Here is a 15,271-nt window from a genome sequence, read left to right as displayed (position 1 = left end):
GTGAGGGAATGTCGTTACTTCAATTAAGTATCTCGGCTTCCGTCTTTATTCTTGCAGTTATTTTCTTACGTTCCTTGCTTATTCACAAGCTGCCCAAAATGACCTTTATGTTTCTTTGGGGTGTTGCACTAATTCAATTGCTTGTACCTGTTTCAGTTCAATCGCAATTTAGCATTTTTACGGCAGTGGAACATTTAAGCAGAATGTTTACAATGCGAAAATTGATTCCCACGTCCGAAAGTTCAACATTTATTAATGGAACTACGGTAATCATGCCACCAATTACAGAACATTTGACCGCGCCAATTATGCCATTGGAGACGGCTTCACAAATATCGCCTATTGTATGGGTGTGGTTAGTTGGTTTTACGTTATGTGCTTTATTTTTTATCATTCCGCATTTAAGGTATCGCAAAATCTACAAAATGGCTGTTCCTATTAGAAATGATTTTATAAGAAAATGGCAGCATTCAAATTTGTTATGGCGAAATGTTCAAATCAGGCAACTAGATAATATTTCAACTCCGCTTACATACGGTATTTTTCGGCCTGTTGTACTCTTGCCGAAAAATTTAGACTATGACGAAGAGAAACAACTTGCGCTTATCCTGACCCACGAAATTACGCACATCAAGCGATTCGACACACTAAAAAAATGGATTCTTGCTACTAGCGTATGCGTCCATTGGTTCAACCCTTTTGTATGGGTCATGTATATTCTTGCCAACCGTGATATCGAGCTATTCTGTGATGAAGCAGTCATACGAAAATTTGGGGAAAACACGAAACCTACTTATGCTAGAGCACTTGTCCGTTTGGAAGAGAAGAAAATCGGTTTGTCACCGATGATTAGTAGCTTTTCCAAAAACTCAACCGAAGAAAGGATTATATCGATCATGAAAACCAAGAAAATCACGATCACCACGATGCTGCTCGCTATTGGGCTTGTAGCCAGTGTCGTTATCATCTTTGCGACTTCTGCATTGGACAAAACGGAATCTGCTACGGGTGTCGACAATCCTAATTCCGAGCCTATAGCCGAAATGGTGCCCGCATTATATCAAGGTGCCACCACTACAGATTTAATGCCGCACGATTTAACATTCAACAAGAAATATGATGTACCGAAGTTGATAGACAGCCTTATGGCTTCAAAGTATCGTGCAGTTTATATGGACAACGAAATATATCTTCGTGTCATGATGGATAACACAATACAGATAAGCAAAGATAATGGCGCGGTTTGGAAAAAATATGATACAGATGAAATCGATGCAAAAGATTTTGCAAAATGGCTGTTGATAAATGATCCGATTCCGGGCTATTCAATGAAAGAAGTTCAGAGTCGCTTGGCAAACGGGGCAGAAGTAAAACATTTAGTGTTTGAAAATGTGAAGGAGATGTATTTCATAATCGACAGGAACGGCGTACAGATTGAACTTGTACAGCCTGAAAAAATATCTTCTGTTCTGATCGACGGTCAAAGAATGATGATTACTTCCGCTATATCAGCCGAGATGCTGAAATCATTTTATGACTTGTTAGTGTCGAACAATATACTTTCGGAAACTCATGCAAAACAAGATTATTCGGAAAGAATTAAGTATCTTGAAAAAAATCTCCCTAACTTTATCGTGACGAAATAAAGGGGGGTTGCCGTTTTTTGAAGAACTAATCGGCGTCGGTCTAAATGATCGGCGTCTATTCGTTTTTGAAACTGAAATTCAAACGTAATCGCGAAGGGGAACACCGGGGGAACGGGTGTATGTCGGCGCCACATAAGGTGTACTTAATTTACGCGCAATTTTTCGAAATGTCGTGTGCTATATTGTGACATGCCCGGCTATACTTAACCGCCTTTCGATCGGAAGCGAAAGAACGATGCGTTTCCCCCGTTGTGTCCCCATTTACCAAGGCGGCGGGGTTATTCTTCGTTAAGGGGGTAATACGATGAACGATTCGAATATTACACGCCGTCAGACGCCGCTAAGACGTGGTTACAGACGCTTGATATTATCTCCGGGTCTATCGCGAGCGAAAAGCGTTCGTTACGTGGTTTGCCGAGACGACAGGCGTCTACGAAGGCGATACATTTGTTGTTACGAGTCCAACCGCTTTTGCGCAACAATGGATATATTCAAGATATGCTAACGTCGTATTAAGCGCCGTCGAGCAAGTGACCGGGAACGACTCCGTAAAGATCGCGTTTAGATCGTTGAAGCAGCCCGTCGAAGCTTTCGATAAATCACGCGTTGCACTATTAAACGATTAGGAAGTCGTTCTAAGGCGTTCATGACACATTCCCCACGCAAAAAAGACGCCCGATATAGGCGCCTATAATGTTAAGGGCAAATGCCATTCCTGTTCGAATTTATTACCTGTACTCCCTGTCTACTCCACACATGTGGAGTGCTCAGTATTACTTAAATTAAGAGGGGCGAACGATTAGGCCCCTCTTTTTTCCAATTCCTCGCGAGAAACGGGAAGGTAATATCAATTGATTTTCATACAGAAAAGGCATGGTTTAGCCACGCCGATACTGAGGCATATGCGGAGTTTGTTGGTATGTTTGATAATATTGTTGATTGAATTGTTGTTGATACTGTAAACACATCTGGGAAAGATAACTGCTGCAGTTTGTGTAGGGACCTATATAAGTTGATGGTTGAACGGGTTCAATGGCTTCCTTCCATTTATTTTCATCCATACAGTAAGTGTATGCCATAATATTCGCGGGAGTAAATTTCAAAATGTCTGAACCTAAAATCACCTCTGGAGTTGGTGCATCAAAAATAGCTAATAGATGAGTGTTATCAGCATTAGCTATTTCATAATGCCACCACCCTTGTGGAACATTTGCCACTTGACCGGGGGTAATAGAGTAATTCAGAATTTGCTTTGTAAAGGGGTTCAGTATGGATACCGTTGCAGCACCAGAAATACAGTAGACTAACTCGGCAGCATTTTGGTGATAATGCGGTTCTACAACATTATTGGCGCTTAGGAAAATATCCAACAAAGACACATTTTCCAAAGTATTTAATTGTTGAACACCTAAAACGTTAATGTAATTGTTGTTATCTTTTTTAAACAAAGGGCTGGTATTTACGTCAAATGCGTATTGAGTTGATGGAGATGTGTAATCAATATTTGAAGCCATAATATTCGCCTCTTTACATTAGGAACTTTATAGGCATTTATATGCAATTTCAGTTTGTTCGGTGCCCATAACTCTACAATTCTGAAGGCAAACCATAAAGATACATCGAAGTACAATCTGAATTTTGAAGTAATGCGGTGGTTGTTTTTATGTTTGGTCTCGTGTAAATTACAGGATAATCCATTTCGTCGTATACTTCGCGTATAGGAAAAGCCAATTTCTCTTCTTCCAGTGAGAACTGAGCATCCACACCATCTTTATTTCCACGTGCATCTAAACGAATCCATTTTCCAATTGATCTAAGATAAACGGCATTTAGCGCATGGATAACGAAACCTGTATCAGGAGTATCTCCTAAGGTTAGACGTTGGTAACAGAACCCAATTGGTATTCCTTGGCACCTCAATAAAGCACACAAGAGATTTGATTTTGCATAACAAATTCCTTCTTGGAAGAAAAGGACTTCAGATGCTCTACACGTAATGCGTGAACTTTGGATATCCCAAGAATGAGATATGTTATCACGAACAAATTCAAACGCGGATTTAACAAATTCAATTTCATGTAACGATTGGCTGTATAATTCCACTGTTAAATCTTTTATCGAAAAATGACCATAATCAACTTCCTCAGTTTCTTCTAAATAATCATCTAGGTTACTGGATTCACATGTAAGTTCCATCCTTTTTCCCCCTCAAACGTTTATTTTAAAAACAGAGAAGACTCCTTCCTCTATAGGGAGGAGATGAATCGGCGGTTTTTTTGATTAAAAGCGAACATATGTGCTATAATGGAAATATCCTACATGAAAGGGGTTGTGCGGCATGTTAACACATAAAGCTTACAAATATCGCATCTATCCCAATCCCAAGCAACGGCAACTCATCCATCAAATGTTTGGCTGTTGCCGATTTGTCTTCAATCATTTCTTAGTCAAATGGAACGAAACCTATGCGGCAACAGGCAAAGGGTTGTCTTATAACACCTGTGCCACACAGCTTCCTGGACTCAAACAGCAATTTGAATGGTTGAAATCGGTTGATAGCATTGCTTTGCAATCGGCGGTGCGAAACGTGGCAGATAGCTTTGAACGTTTCTTCAAGAAACAAAATCAGGCTCCACGTTTCAAAAGCCGTAAGCATCCTGTGCAAAGCTACACCACCAAATACACCAATGACAACATTGTTATCGATGGAAACCGTCTTAAACTTCCGAAGCTTAGCTGGATTCGTTTTGCCAACTCCAGAGCGTGTGAAGGTCGCATTCTTTCCGCTACCCTGCGGCGAAATGCGGCAGGCAAGTATTTTGTATCCATCCTCTGCGAAGTGGAAGTGAACCCTCTGCCGCAGACCGATAAGGAGATTGGCATTGACCTTGGACTCAAGGAATTTGCGGTCTGCTCTGATGGGTTGCGGGTTGCCAATCCCAAAGTATTTCGCAAATATGAACAAAAACTTGCATTTTGGCAACGCCGCATGGCTCGCCGTAACAAAAGGGGCTCCAATTGGCAGAAAGCCAAACAGAAGGTTGCCCAAATCCATGAAAAGATCGTCAGCAGCCGCCATGATTTTTTGCATCAACTCACCACGAAGCTGATTCGTGAAAACCAAACGATCAGCATCGAAAATCTGAGAGTGGCGAACATGCTCAAAAATCACCGGCTGGCCAAATCCATCGCCGATGCGTCCTGGAGTGAATTTGCCCGTCAGCTTTCGTATAAAGCGGAATGGTATGGACGTACTTTGAAGGTGGCTGACACGTTCGCCCCAACGAGCCAAAGGTGTCATGTATGCGGCACTATCCATCCCGAAGTAAAGAAATTGTCTGTGAGGCAGTGGGAATGTCCATCTTGCCATACCCTTCATGATCGGGATGAAAATGCCGCACAGAACATCAAAAGCCTTGGTGTTTAAACATCAACCCCACCTTTCCTTTAGATATGTTGCTACGGCAAAAATCTTAAAACTGTGGGAAGATCGGTACAGATTTTCCTTTGGAAAACTGCGGGAACCGTAGGGATCGCTTGGTATACGATTTTTCGAGAGAAAATATCGATATGAATTCCCCTCAGTAGAAGGGATTACCCAAGAATCCCCCACTTCAAGTGTTAGCTAAGTGAGGGAGTGTTCAATTGCATTGCAATTTCATCACATGACTTGAATTTTGAACAATTAATATAATCCTCCATAATTTTTGTGGCAATGTGTCTTTATCTACAAAAACATATTTCTGCTAAGTCAAAATCTAATATATGTGAACTGGTCACTCCGACTATTTTAGTATTTTCAATTGCACTAAAATGGAAACTATTTGAAACGATATTAATAATTATGCAATACAATGGATATTTATTCAATACTAATTTTTGGTTTAAAGTACGGTCATAAGTGTCATAAATCTAGGATTTCTTGCCCTCTTCAAGGCGCTTATCTTACATCTATCGTTCGATTAAAGAAAGAACTCAAGCAGTTTATGAAGTTGGACGAACTGACTCCTGAAATGGTACATCGTTTTGTCGATAAGATTGAAGTTCAAGCGGATGGCTCGGTAAACATTCACTATAAGTTTACTACCACCGCTCTTCTTACGGTTTAAATTACAATGGCCGATACTCTAGTCATGTGGAGTGTGTTGTGTTGATGACGAGGAAAGATTAAGTCATAGGTGAAGAAAATTTATATTAGGTGGCGTTTGGTTATGCCAAAAGATTGGCACTTTAGAGACGAAACTTCAGTATGTCTTTTCAGAACAGTAGGTGTATTATTACGAAATAACAAAATTCTTGTTCAATGCGATGAAGGTATATATGCCTTACCTGGAGGGCATGTAAAAATTGGTGAAACGTCAGAAGAAACTCTTATAAGAGAATACAGAGAGGAAACAGGGGCAAAAATCATATGTAACCGGCTTCTTTGGGTGGAAGAAACGTTTTGGGAATGGGACAATAAAGATGCTCATGGAATCGTTTTCTATTATCTAATTTCATTAGAAAACAATGCCGATATCCCTGATGACTGTTTTATATCGCAAAAAGACAACTGCAATATTACGCTAAAATGGGTTTCGAAAGAGGAAATGAAACAGCTACAAATTTATCCATCTTTCATCAAAGAAAAAATTGATAATATTCCAGATAGCATAGAACGCATTATTAGTTATGAATAGCGTATAACATCGGCGCACGATAGGTGCTACGTAATAAACAAAAATCCACATCTGAAAAGATGTGGTTATCCTTGGAGGCAAAAGGCCCTTTATTGGCTAAGTGGGGGAGAGTTCACCCTATTAATCATGGAACAATTTCAAAAACAGTACCTTGATTAAAATCAGCCACTTTCATAGATCCATAAACCCCTAAATATAGTCTGGTTTGATCCAGATTCGTTCCCAAACTGACATAATAAGTGGATTGAGACCCAAAATTATAATCGGTTTCTATAACGCTAAAATCATTGAGTTTACAATCTGTTCGTACCCTCGTGTAAGCTAAAACTCCTCTAACCGGAGGTTGAGATTCTTCATCCCGAGCTAGATCGGTAAACACTACACTTCCCGATAATTCGGGGATTCTATTTCCCATATACGGTTGGACTCCTGTAAGTGCAGTTGCTCCAAACTTATCAGACCTGGGATCTTTATGAAAATAACTAATTAGAGGCTGAAGACGCTGTACTGCAGTTATTACTGCTTCATCGTAATAAGCAATTGTTTTCTCATCCAAAGTCGAATTTGCAGAGCAGTCTCTTATTATCGATGTAGGAAAAGCACCTTCCCACCCTCGCCAGCCAAAGTTAATAAATCCTTCTTGGTCAGGTTCAAATTTCATTAAAGAAGCTTGAATAAGCTGAGTAACCGGTATGGGTTTATAATGAATGAATGAAAAAATCGACTCTACCAGATCTTGTCCGACATTTCCCACATATTTGATATACTGATTATAAAACCTTTGATATGAAATGCCTGGTATATTGCGAACCCCTTTGGCAATTACCGTAAGCGTTTCATAAATGGGGGCAGGAAGTTCATTAAAACGTGTAACCACGGGTGGATTATCGATATATGTATTCTTAGCTACATCAATTTCAATTATTTTGCCGGCGATTTCCATATCATCCTGGCTTAAATTAAATGGATCATAGCCTGATCCGCCATCTCCGGTTGTTAAAACAAGCTTTCCTGTTTCAGGTGAAAAGTTTAAGCTATTGACACCATTATGATTTAAAAATGGTCTTCTTAAATGGAGTAGTGTCCGTCGTTTTTGAGGCTGACCATTCGATTGTAAAATCCATTCTTCAACTGTATCAATATGATCATATTGAATTTCCCTATTTATCCACTTTAGGTTTAAGGTATTGGGGTCACACGGGTTAGGCTTAAACGATTCAAAAGCACCTGGAAGAGCACCTGGTCCTTGTGTTCCAGCTACTGAATAATGAAGATAAAACAGGCCATTATAATAAAATTGGGGATGAAACGCTAGTCCTAATAATCCCCGTTCATCATATCCACCACCAGAGACGCCTAGTTTTAAGATTCGCGGGCGAATATCCAAAAAAGTCCTTATAACTCCATTTCCTATGCAAAAGACCTCTCCTACCTGGGTTGCAATAAATAATTTTTCGATTGTGTCGCCCGGAAGTATGGCTGTCTTCAAGACAGTGGGTAAATTTATCTTACTAACAATGGGCCGTAAACCAACTTTAACTTTTATCAACTAACTTAACCTCCTTCTCATGGTTTTCTTTTATAAAAATATGATTAGGACTGTTCTATTAGTACCAAATCAGTTGCATGCCTAACAGACCCGGGGAGGTGGATATATCGTACCCGAGTCTGTGTTTGAGTTCGCTGTTAGTTCGGAAGGACAATTAATTCGGAGATGTATTGGCAGAACCAGCAAAGAGGGGCGGAGAGCCCCTCTTTTTTCTGCTAACGTTCCTCATTTGTTCAAGAATTTCGTTCTGCCAACATTGGTTCATACATCATAATTGCATGATTTTCGGTAATAAACTCATCGGCAATAAACTCATCATCTGTGTTGAAGACTTTCCTGTGAATCTGGTTATGTCTTACATAACCACCCCAAAATTCTTGGGTAATCCAGTGTTCCTTTTCATAAACTTCATATTTTCTTGTTGGCGGACAATCTGCTCTCCATTCCCCAACCAGATGGGTGTCCGTCAAATAAATAACTAATTGGTAATTATGGTTTGTTTCATTTTTGATCTGCAAATCCAGATAATTGTATGCACATGTTGCACCACTTCCGAAGGGTTGACTTCTTTTGGAATCTGGAAATACATCGTAGCTATGGCGATACCTCTCAGTTACGCTTAGGGAAGAGTGTAATGTCATCCAATAAATTAAATTAGATAATTGACATAATCCCCCGCCTACTCCTGTTATAACTTTTCCATAAAATAATATCATGGCATCTACATAACCTTTTCTTCTTGTAGTATTTCCTATTGAGCGCCAGTAAGAGAAGGTCTCACCCGGTTTAACAATAATCCCATTTACCGTTTGGGAAGCAATTTTAAGGTTTTTTACTTTGTTATATTGTAACCACATATCCACATCTTTGAGTTGACGAAGCAAGGGGGTCTTATGTATAAAAATGACATGCGGCAACAACGAACTTTCTTTTTTTGCAGCATATTTTTTCCCGCCGAAGTACCAATCCAAATAACGTTTGAACCGATAATATTTCTTGCCGAAATATATCCTTAACGAACTTCTTTTTACAGGTTTCAATGATGTCACTTTTCCATTCTCCTTCCTCTGTTGAAGACTGATCTATTTATAGATGGCTAACAAAAAAGGCATGGTTTAGCCATGCCGATACTGAGGCATATGCGGAGTTTGTTGGTATGTTTGATAATATTGTTGATTGTGTTGTTGTTGATACTGTAAACACATCTAAGAGAAATAACTGTTGCAGTTTGTGTAGGGACCTATATAAGTTGATGGTTGAACGGGTTCAATGGCTTCCTTCCATTTATTTTCATCCATACAGTAAGTATATGCCATAATATTCGCGGGAGTATATTTCAAAATGTCTGAACCTAAAATCACCTCTGGAGTTGGTGCATCAAAAATAGCCAAAAGGTGAGTGTTATCAGCATTAGCTATTTCATAATGCCACCACCCTTGTGGAACATTTTTCACTTGACCGGGGGTAATAGAGTAATTCAGAATTTGCTTTGTAACTGCATCCGAATTTTAGGATGTTTAGACAAAAAAACCAATAACTGGTTTGCGGCAACATTGTTTATCGCTGTTTGGGTACTTCTTGCCATTTGGGTTTCAATGTTTATCTATATGAGATTCTTTTAAAGATGGGCACAATGAATTAAAGTTGTTTTCACTGTCTACTCGACACATGTGGAGTGTGTAATAGGAATGTAACGAATAGATACGTAGACATCCTTAACATTTTGAAAGAAACAGCAATACCAACCGGCCTTGTTCGCATTATTGCGGCAAGGTCGGTTTATTTTTGCCCCTTTCCGAGGTTTCAATTTTGTTCCTAACGCACCAAACGGGTCCATCGAAACAAAAAAGTGCGTTCTGTTCAAATACTTGCCTTTGTTTTTATAATGGGCAAAAGGAAAGAGAGGTGCAGCATGATTCCATATCGACTGACTTCGGGAAACTGGAGTATCGCATGGGGAACTCCCCTTGATCTTAAAGCGAGTATAAGCAACCCTTTGTCGCATCGTAATAACGAATCCTTGCATGCAGTCGAAGAATTGCCGGACCTCTGGGAATGGGATCTTCCTGAAGGAGTTTACAGGGCAAAGGACATCGTGCGCGGGGCCGGGATCATTCTCGCCGCAATCGGCATCCAACTCGGCGACGCAGCCAACTCAAAAGCATTGTTGGACAATCTTCAGTCAAGCCTGGCGACGGCCGGAAGGGAGGCGGTCCTGCCGCTGGAACAGTTGAAGGCGGAACACAAGGACGACTCCCGTTCCGAGTTGTCCGACCAGGCCAAACGCATCGGAGACACCATCGCGAATTGGGCAAGGGAAGAAGAGGAGCAAGCGACGGCGCTTAAACGTTATGGAGAACGCACCCTTCGCCGCCTCACCATGAGAAGCCGATGCGACCAGCACTTATGGACTCCGGACGTCGTCCATTTGCTGACCGGGCCTTCCGGTAGTCCTGCCGTGATGCAATTGTTCAATGAGTATCTTCATCAGCTCATCCTACTCAGGGATGCGCTCCTTCCGTTCGAGAATTGGGAAGAAGTGCCTTTAGAGCGCAGGGGGACCGATCGGGAAAGAGGTTTGCGGTGGCTGGAAGAAGCTCGCAACGAATTTCTGGCCGTGCTGTTGACCCGGAAAATTCCGCATAAGGCGATCGTTCGCTATGCCCAGCGGGTGCTGAGTCCGGAACTCTCCGCCGCCGGATACGGGTTCCAATATCGTCTCGGCACGATCCTTCCCGCCTCCATCGGGAGGCCGATCGTCGCTGCTTCGAAGGCCCTTCTCCGCTGGCATCCTGTCTGGACGTATAAGGCGGGCATGACCGATTTTCCGGAGCCGGCGACATTCGACTATGCTTTGGACGATTATTATGCCGCGCAGCGAAGCGCGCTGGAATCCGCTCCTTCGGAGTGGACCGAATCGTCAAGTTCGCCTCCGTCTCTTGCGGCCATTCGCGAAGCCGGACTCGTCCCCGTCGCAACCGATTCCGGCCGTGTGCAGCTGCAGCTGATATTGCCGACTCCCGAGAGGGACTACGCCGTGGATCTCGGGCAGGCGCTGAGAGGTCACCGCTATTTGTACCGGCCGCAGCGGGAAAATCCCGAAGCGGAGCAGCCGGACACTTCGGGTGCGGAGCCGGGGGATTTGCCTGTCCATGAGGCCGATTCGATCCTGATCCTGCCGGGACTTGTAACGGGCGGGGTAGGCGTTCATTCGGTTGCCGCGTATGGAAATCCGCTGGTGCAGTGGGCTCTGTTGGGCAAGTTATATCCGGAAAATGTCGTCGCCAGCGAAGGTGCTGCGGGATCGGCGCTCGGATCGGCCCGCGAATCGGGCAAAGGGTTTGGTGCGAAGTTTCTGGTTGACGGGGCGGTGCGGGGGACAGACTGACATCGGCCCCTCTCAGACGTGCTGATCGCTAGGAACGGAATCGTCTAATGGAAAGCTGTCAACGTAATCCGAACCGAATTTGCACAATTGGGTTAGCAACGGAATCAGCCGCTGGCCTAGCTCGGAGAGCATGTATTCGACCTTGGGCGGCGCAACGGCGTACACTTTTCGGATAATAAGCCCGTCTTTCTCAAGCTCCCGTAATTGCAGGGTCAGCATTTTTTGCGTGGTCTCGGGCATCAGCTTCTGCAATTCGTTGAAACGGCAGGTCTTGTGGGATAAATAGCTCAGGATCAAAATCTTCCATTTCCCGCTGATGAGCCCGAGCGTAATTTCAGTTGTGCACGCGTACTCCTGGTTTCTGAATTTGATCATGGTGTATCCCCATTTCATTAAACTGACTATTAAACTAGTGTTACATTGAATTATAGCAAAATAGAATTGAAATCAACAAGAATACATTAATTTATATGATGAAGGAGACTGTCCCAACAATGAAAAGTTTAATTCGATCCGTCCCGCTGCTGCTGACTCTATCCACCCTGTTGTTCTTGTCGGCTTGCGCCCAGGGTGATGAACGCTCCGACTCCAACCCGTCGACGCCCAATCCGACGGAAACCGGGGCGAGCAGCGGCGCTGCTGTCTATCCGATCCAGACCGACAAGACGTTAAGCTACTGGCTGCAGTCGCCAACCACGCTGAAACCGAGCATCCAGGAGGTCCCCTTTTATCAGGCATGGCAGAAACGGACCGGTGTAAAAATTCAATTCGCCGAGGTATCGAGCGCGCAGGCGAAGGAGTCGTTCAGCACGCTGCTCTCTTCCGGCAACCTGCCCGACATTATCGAATATAACTGGCTGAATGCGCCGGGAGGTCCGGAGAAAGCGCTGAACGACGGTTACATTTTGAGACTGAACGACTTGATTGACCAGCATGCCCCCAACCTGAAGAAATATCTGAAGGATCACCCGGAACTTGACAAGATGGTGAAAACAGACAACGGCGATTACTACGCGTTTCCTTTTCTCAAGGAAGGAGGAATGACCCAGCAGTGGGCGGGACCCGTGCTGCGCAAGGATTGGCTGGCGGAGTTGAAGCTGGACGTGCCCGCGACAATCGATGAATGGCATACCGTGCTGACAGCCATCAAGGAGAAAAAAGGATCGGCCGCGCCGCTATCCCTCGGCAGCCAGACGAATCCGCTGCAGGGCTTTCTCGACGGCGCATTCATCGGAGCCTTTGGCGTCATCCGTGATTTCTATGTCGACGACGCCGGCCAAGTGCAGTATGGTCCGCTGCAGCCGGGATACAAGCAGTTCCTGACGACGATCAGCCAGTGGTACAAGGAAGGACTGCTGGACCGAAACTTCACCCAGACGGACCGCAAGGCGCTCGACGCCAATATGACGTCCTCGGGTTCCGGGGCCACGGTATCTTCCGGCGCGAGCATCGACCGGTGGGAGAAAGCCCTTGCCGCTCAGGACCCGAACGCCAAGTTCGTTTTCGCGCCTTATCCGGTCCTGAAGAAAGGCGATACGCCGAAGTTCGGGCAGCTGGCATGGCCTTACGGAGCGGAAGCCAGTGCGGCAATTTCCGCCAAGAGTAAAAACCCTGAACTCGCTGTACAGGTGCTTGATTATGCGTACGGGGAAGAGGGCTACCGTCTTTTTAACTATGGTACGGAAGGCGAGACCTATACACTGGAGAACGGCAAGCCGAAGCTGACGAATCTGATCACAGACAACCCGGACAAGCTGTCCTACGTCGAAGCGCTCGCCCTCTATACCCATACGGTCAATCCGGGCCCCTATGTAGAATCCCGGGAGTTGATCGACAATCTGGCCGTGACGAATGAGGATCACAACTATGACATCTGGAAGACCGACAACCTGAAGCATGTTCTCCCGCCTGTGACGATTGCAGCGGAGGATTCGAGCGAGTACGCACGCATCATGAGCGATGTGAACACGCTCGTCGACGAGACCACACTGAAGATTATTCTCGGAGCGGAACCGATCAATGCTTATGAAGACTTCGTGAAGGAGCTCGAGTCGCTAGATATCAAACGCGCCATCGAAATCCAGCAAGCCGCGTATGACCGCTTCCAGCAAAGGTAGGGTCTCATCCGTGGAACGAAGACCGGCATCAGACACCCGTCAGAAGAAAGTTCAGAGCCGAATACGACGGTCCAGCATCGCCTCGGATTTCCAGCGCAACAAGCTGCTTTACCTGATGGCGCTTCCCATCGTGGGTTACTACATCGTATTTTTCTATTGGCCGATGGTTGGAGCGGTCATTGCCTTTCAGAATTTCTCGCCGATGAGAGGCATATGGGGCAGCGAATGGGTCGGCCTGGACCACTTTTACGCGTTCGTCAATGGTCATTATTTCTGGCGATTGCTGCGCAATACGCTGCTGCTGAGCGCTTACTCTCTGTTGTTCGAGTTTACGACACCGATCGTATTGGCCTTGCTCATTAATGAGGTGCGCAGCCGCCTTTTCAGGAATGTTGTCCAGACCGTCTCGTACATGCCCTATTTTGTTTCATTGATCGTCGTCTGCGGCATTGTGAAGGATCTGACCAGAAGCGACGGGCTTGTGAATCTAGTCTACACGTTTATAAGCGGAACGGACGGCCAGGATATGCTTCAGCAGCCGGGCCTTTTCCGGGGCGTCTATGTACTATCGGAAATTTGGCAGCGGGCAGGGTGGGAATCGATTATTTACATGGCGGCGCTGACCGCGATTGACCCGAAGCAATACGAGGCCGCCCGCATCGACGGCGCAAGCTGGCTGCGTCAGATGTGGAGCATTACGCTGCCCGGTCTTGCACCGACGATTATCATCATGCTGATTCTGCGGCTCGGGTACATGCTCGAGGTCGGCTACGAGAAAATCATCCTGCTCTACAACCCCGTTACCTACGAGACGGCGGATGTGATATCCACCTTCGTATATCGAAAAGGGCTGATCGACTTCGACTGGAGCTTTAGCTCGGCGGTCGGTCTCTTTAATTCCGTGATTAATTTGGCCGTACTCCTAATTGCGAATGGCTTGAGCCGCAGACTGAGCCGAAACAGTTTATGGTAAGGAGGAACCTATGCGTTTATCCGATCGTTTGTTGGACTTCGTCGTCTATACGCTGCTGGCGGTACTTATCGCGGCCACGTTATATCCGCTTCTCTATGTGCTCTTCGCTTCACTCAGCGACGGGGATCGGCTGCTTGCCCACCGGGGGCTCCTCTGGAAGCCTCTCGGATTCGTCACATTTGCGTATGAGCGTGCTTTATCCAACCCGGCCGTCTGGACGGGTTACTGGAACACAATCCGGCTGGTCGCCGGCGGGGGCGTCCTAAATTTGACGATGACTATTTTGGGGGCTTACGTCCTGTCAAGGAGCAACGTGCTGTGGAATAAGGCTCTAATGATTTTCGTGGTCGTGACGATGTTCTTCAGCGGAGGCATGATTCCGTTCTATCTGGTCGTCAAGCAGCTTGGCCTGATGAACACGTTATGGGCGCTTCTTCTTCCGTTCGCAGTGAAGACGTTTCACCTCATCATTATGAGAACGGCCTTTCTGTCATTGCCTCCCAGCCTGGAGGAAGCTGCCCAGATCGACGGTGCCGGCCATCTTTCGATGTTGACGAGGATTGTCGTGCCACTCTCCATGCCAGTGATTGCCGTCATCCTGCTATATACGGCTGTCGACAAATGGAACATGTGGTTTTTCCCGTCGATGTTCATCCAGGATCGTACGCTGTATCCGCTCCAGCTCGTGCTCCGCGAAATTCTCATTAACAATCAGACGGATACGATTTCCTCCGGCACCGGCGTGGGGGAAGCGCTGAAAATCGGCGAAACGATCAAATACGCGACAATCATCATCGCCACCGTGCCTGTGCTGTTCGTGTATCCGTTCCTTCAACGCTTTTTCGTCAAAGGTGCTCTGGTCGGATCTATCAAAGGGTAATGAAACGCATGAAACCAATCGAAATCTTCAAGGCTCTAT

At 45.1% G+C, this 15,271-nt stretch carries 13 protein-coding genes and 2 pseudogenes; 9 read left to right on the top strand and 6 right to left on the bottom strand.

Translation table 11 applies throughout. The features are described 5' to 3' along the window. Nucleotides 1–8 precede the first annotated feature (8 nt). On the top strand, nucleotides 9–1,646 hold the full coding sequence (locus G5B47_RS15720; RefSeq protein ID WP_165099827.1) for a M56 family metallopeptidase: 1,638 nt from the start codon (nucleotides 9–11) through the stop codon (nucleotides 1,644–1,646). 398 nt (nucleotides 1,647–2,044) lie between these two features. Beyond that, a pseudogene (locus G5B47_RS26200) lies at nucleotides 2,045–2,272 on the top strand (DnaA N-terminal domain-containing protein); the annotation flags it as partial. A gap of 252 nt (nucleotides 2,273–2,524) precedes the next feature. Here G5B47_RS26200 and G5B47_RS15710 read toward each other — a convergent pair. Then, nucleotides 2,525–3,160 (bottom strand): cupin domain-containing protein, encoded by a 636-nt coding sequence (locus tag G5B47_RS15710; protein ID WP_165099825.1) that lies wholly within the window; start codon nucleotides 3,158–3,160, stop codon nucleotides 2,525–2,527. A 73-nt stretch (nucleotides 3,161–3,233) separates the two neighbouring features. Beyond that, nucleotides 3,234–3,842: a transglutaminase-like domain-containing protein gene (locus tag G5B47_RS15705; RefSeq protein ID WP_165099823.1), complete on the bottom strand. Its 609-nt coding sequence runs from the start codon at nucleotides 3,840–3,842 to the stop codon at nucleotides 3,234–3,236. 142 nt (nucleotides 3,843–3,984) lie between these two features. Between G5B47_RS15705 and tnpB the strand changes: the two genes are divergently transcribed. From tnpB to G5B47_RS15690, 3 genes are all read left to right on the top strand, one after another. After that, on the top strand, nucleotides 3,985–5,073 hold the full coding sequence (gene tnpB, locus G5B47_RS15700; RefSeq protein WP_165099821.1) for an IS200/IS605 family element RNA-guided endonuclease TnpB: 1,089 nt from the start codon (nucleotides 3,985–3,987) through the stop codon (nucleotides 5,071–5,073). A 427-nt stretch (nucleotides 5,074–5,500) separates the two neighbouring features. Beyond that, nucleotides 5,501–5,755 (top strand): DUF4368 domain-containing protein, encoded by a 255-nt coding sequence (locus G5B47_RS26195; RefSeq protein ID WP_407945226.1) that lies wholly within the window; start codon nucleotides 5,501–5,503, stop codon nucleotides 5,753–5,755. A 102-nt stretch (nucleotides 5,756–5,857) separates the two neighbouring features. Further along, on the top strand, nucleotides 5,858–6,325 hold the full coding sequence (locus G5B47_RS15690) for an NUDIX hydrolase (protein WP_165099817.1): 468 nt from the start codon (nucleotides 5,858–5,860) through the stop codon (nucleotides 6,323–6,325). Between the two features lie 124 nt (nucleotides 6,326–6,449). Here G5B47_RS15690 and G5B47_RS15685 read toward each other — a convergent pair whose 3' ends face one another. From G5B47_RS15685 to G5B47_RS25660, 3 genes and pseudogenes are all read right to left on the bottom strand, one after another. After that, a complete protein-coding gene (locus G5B47_RS15685; RefSeq protein ID WP_165099815.1) occupies nucleotides 6,450–7,874 on the bottom strand; it encodes a PQQ-dependent sugar dehydrogenase in 1,425 nt (474 codons plus the stop codon). A 233-nt stretch (nucleotides 7,875–8,107) separates the two neighbouring features. Next, nucleotides 8,108–8,923, bottom strand: coding sequence for a VanW family protein (locus G5B47_RS15680; RefSeq protein ID WP_165099813.1), 816 nt, complete (start codon nucleotides 8,921–8,923; stop codon nucleotides 8,108–8,110). Nucleotides 8,924–9,094: 171 nt separating this feature from the next. Beyond that, nucleotides 9,095–9,367: pseudogene (locus tag G5B47_RS25660) on the bottom strand (cupin domain-containing protein); the annotation flags it as partial. A gap of 419 nt (nucleotides 9,368–9,786) precedes the next feature. Between G5B47_RS25660 and G5B47_RS15670 the strand changes: the two are divergent. Continuing rightward, a complete protein-coding gene (locus G5B47_RS15670; protein WP_165099811.1) occupies nucleotides 9,787–11,262 on the top strand; it encodes a hypothetical protein in 1,476 nt (491 codons plus the stop codon). A gap of 12 nt (nucleotides 11,263–11,274) precedes the next feature. On the opposite strand, the gene G5B47_RS15665 is transcribed toward G5B47_RS15670, so the two are convergent. Then, the gene (locus G5B47_RS15665) at nucleotides 11,275–11,637 is read right to left on the bottom strand and encodes a winged helix-turn-helix transcriptional regulator (protein ID WP_165099809.1); all 363 of its coding nucleotides are present in this window, start codon (nucleotides 11,635–11,637) and stop codon (nucleotides 11,275–11,277) included. Nucleotides 11,638–11,756: 119 nt separating this feature from the next. Between G5B47_RS15665 and G5B47_RS15660 the strand changes: the two genes are divergently transcribed. The 3 genes from G5B47_RS15660 to G5B47_RS15650 all read left to right on the top strand — a co-directional run bounded on the left by G5B47_RS15660 (nucleotide 11,757) and on the right by G5B47_RS15650 (nucleotide 15,232). Then, entirely contained in the window at nucleotides 11,757–13,379 is a 1,623-nt protein-coding gene (locus G5B47_RS15660) for an extracellular solute-binding protein (RefSeq protein WP_165099806.1), read from the top strand. Between the two features lie 115 nt (nucleotides 13,380–13,494). Next, on the top strand, nucleotides 13,495–14,352 hold the full coding sequence (locus tag G5B47_RS15655; protein ID WP_235957198.1) for an ABC transporter permease: 858 nt from the start codon (nucleotides 13,495–13,497) through the stop codon (nucleotides 14,350–14,352). Between the two features lie 10 nt (nucleotides 14,353–14,362). Then, entirely contained in the window at nucleotides 14,363–15,232 is an 870-nt protein-coding gene (locus G5B47_RS15650) for a carbohydrate ABC transporter permease (protein WP_165099800.1), read from the top strand. Nucleotides 15,233–15,271: the final 39 nt, after the last annotated feature.

This window comes from Paenibacillus apii (assembly GCF_011043685.1).
In the GTDB taxonomy this organism is placed as follows: domain Bacteria; phylum Bacillota; class Bacilli; order Paenibacillales; family Paenibacillaceae; genus Paenibacillus_AQ; species Paenibacillus_AQ sabinae.
Note: the sequence above shows the minus strand (reverse complement) of the source record. Positions and strands in the feature narration are given on the sequence as shown.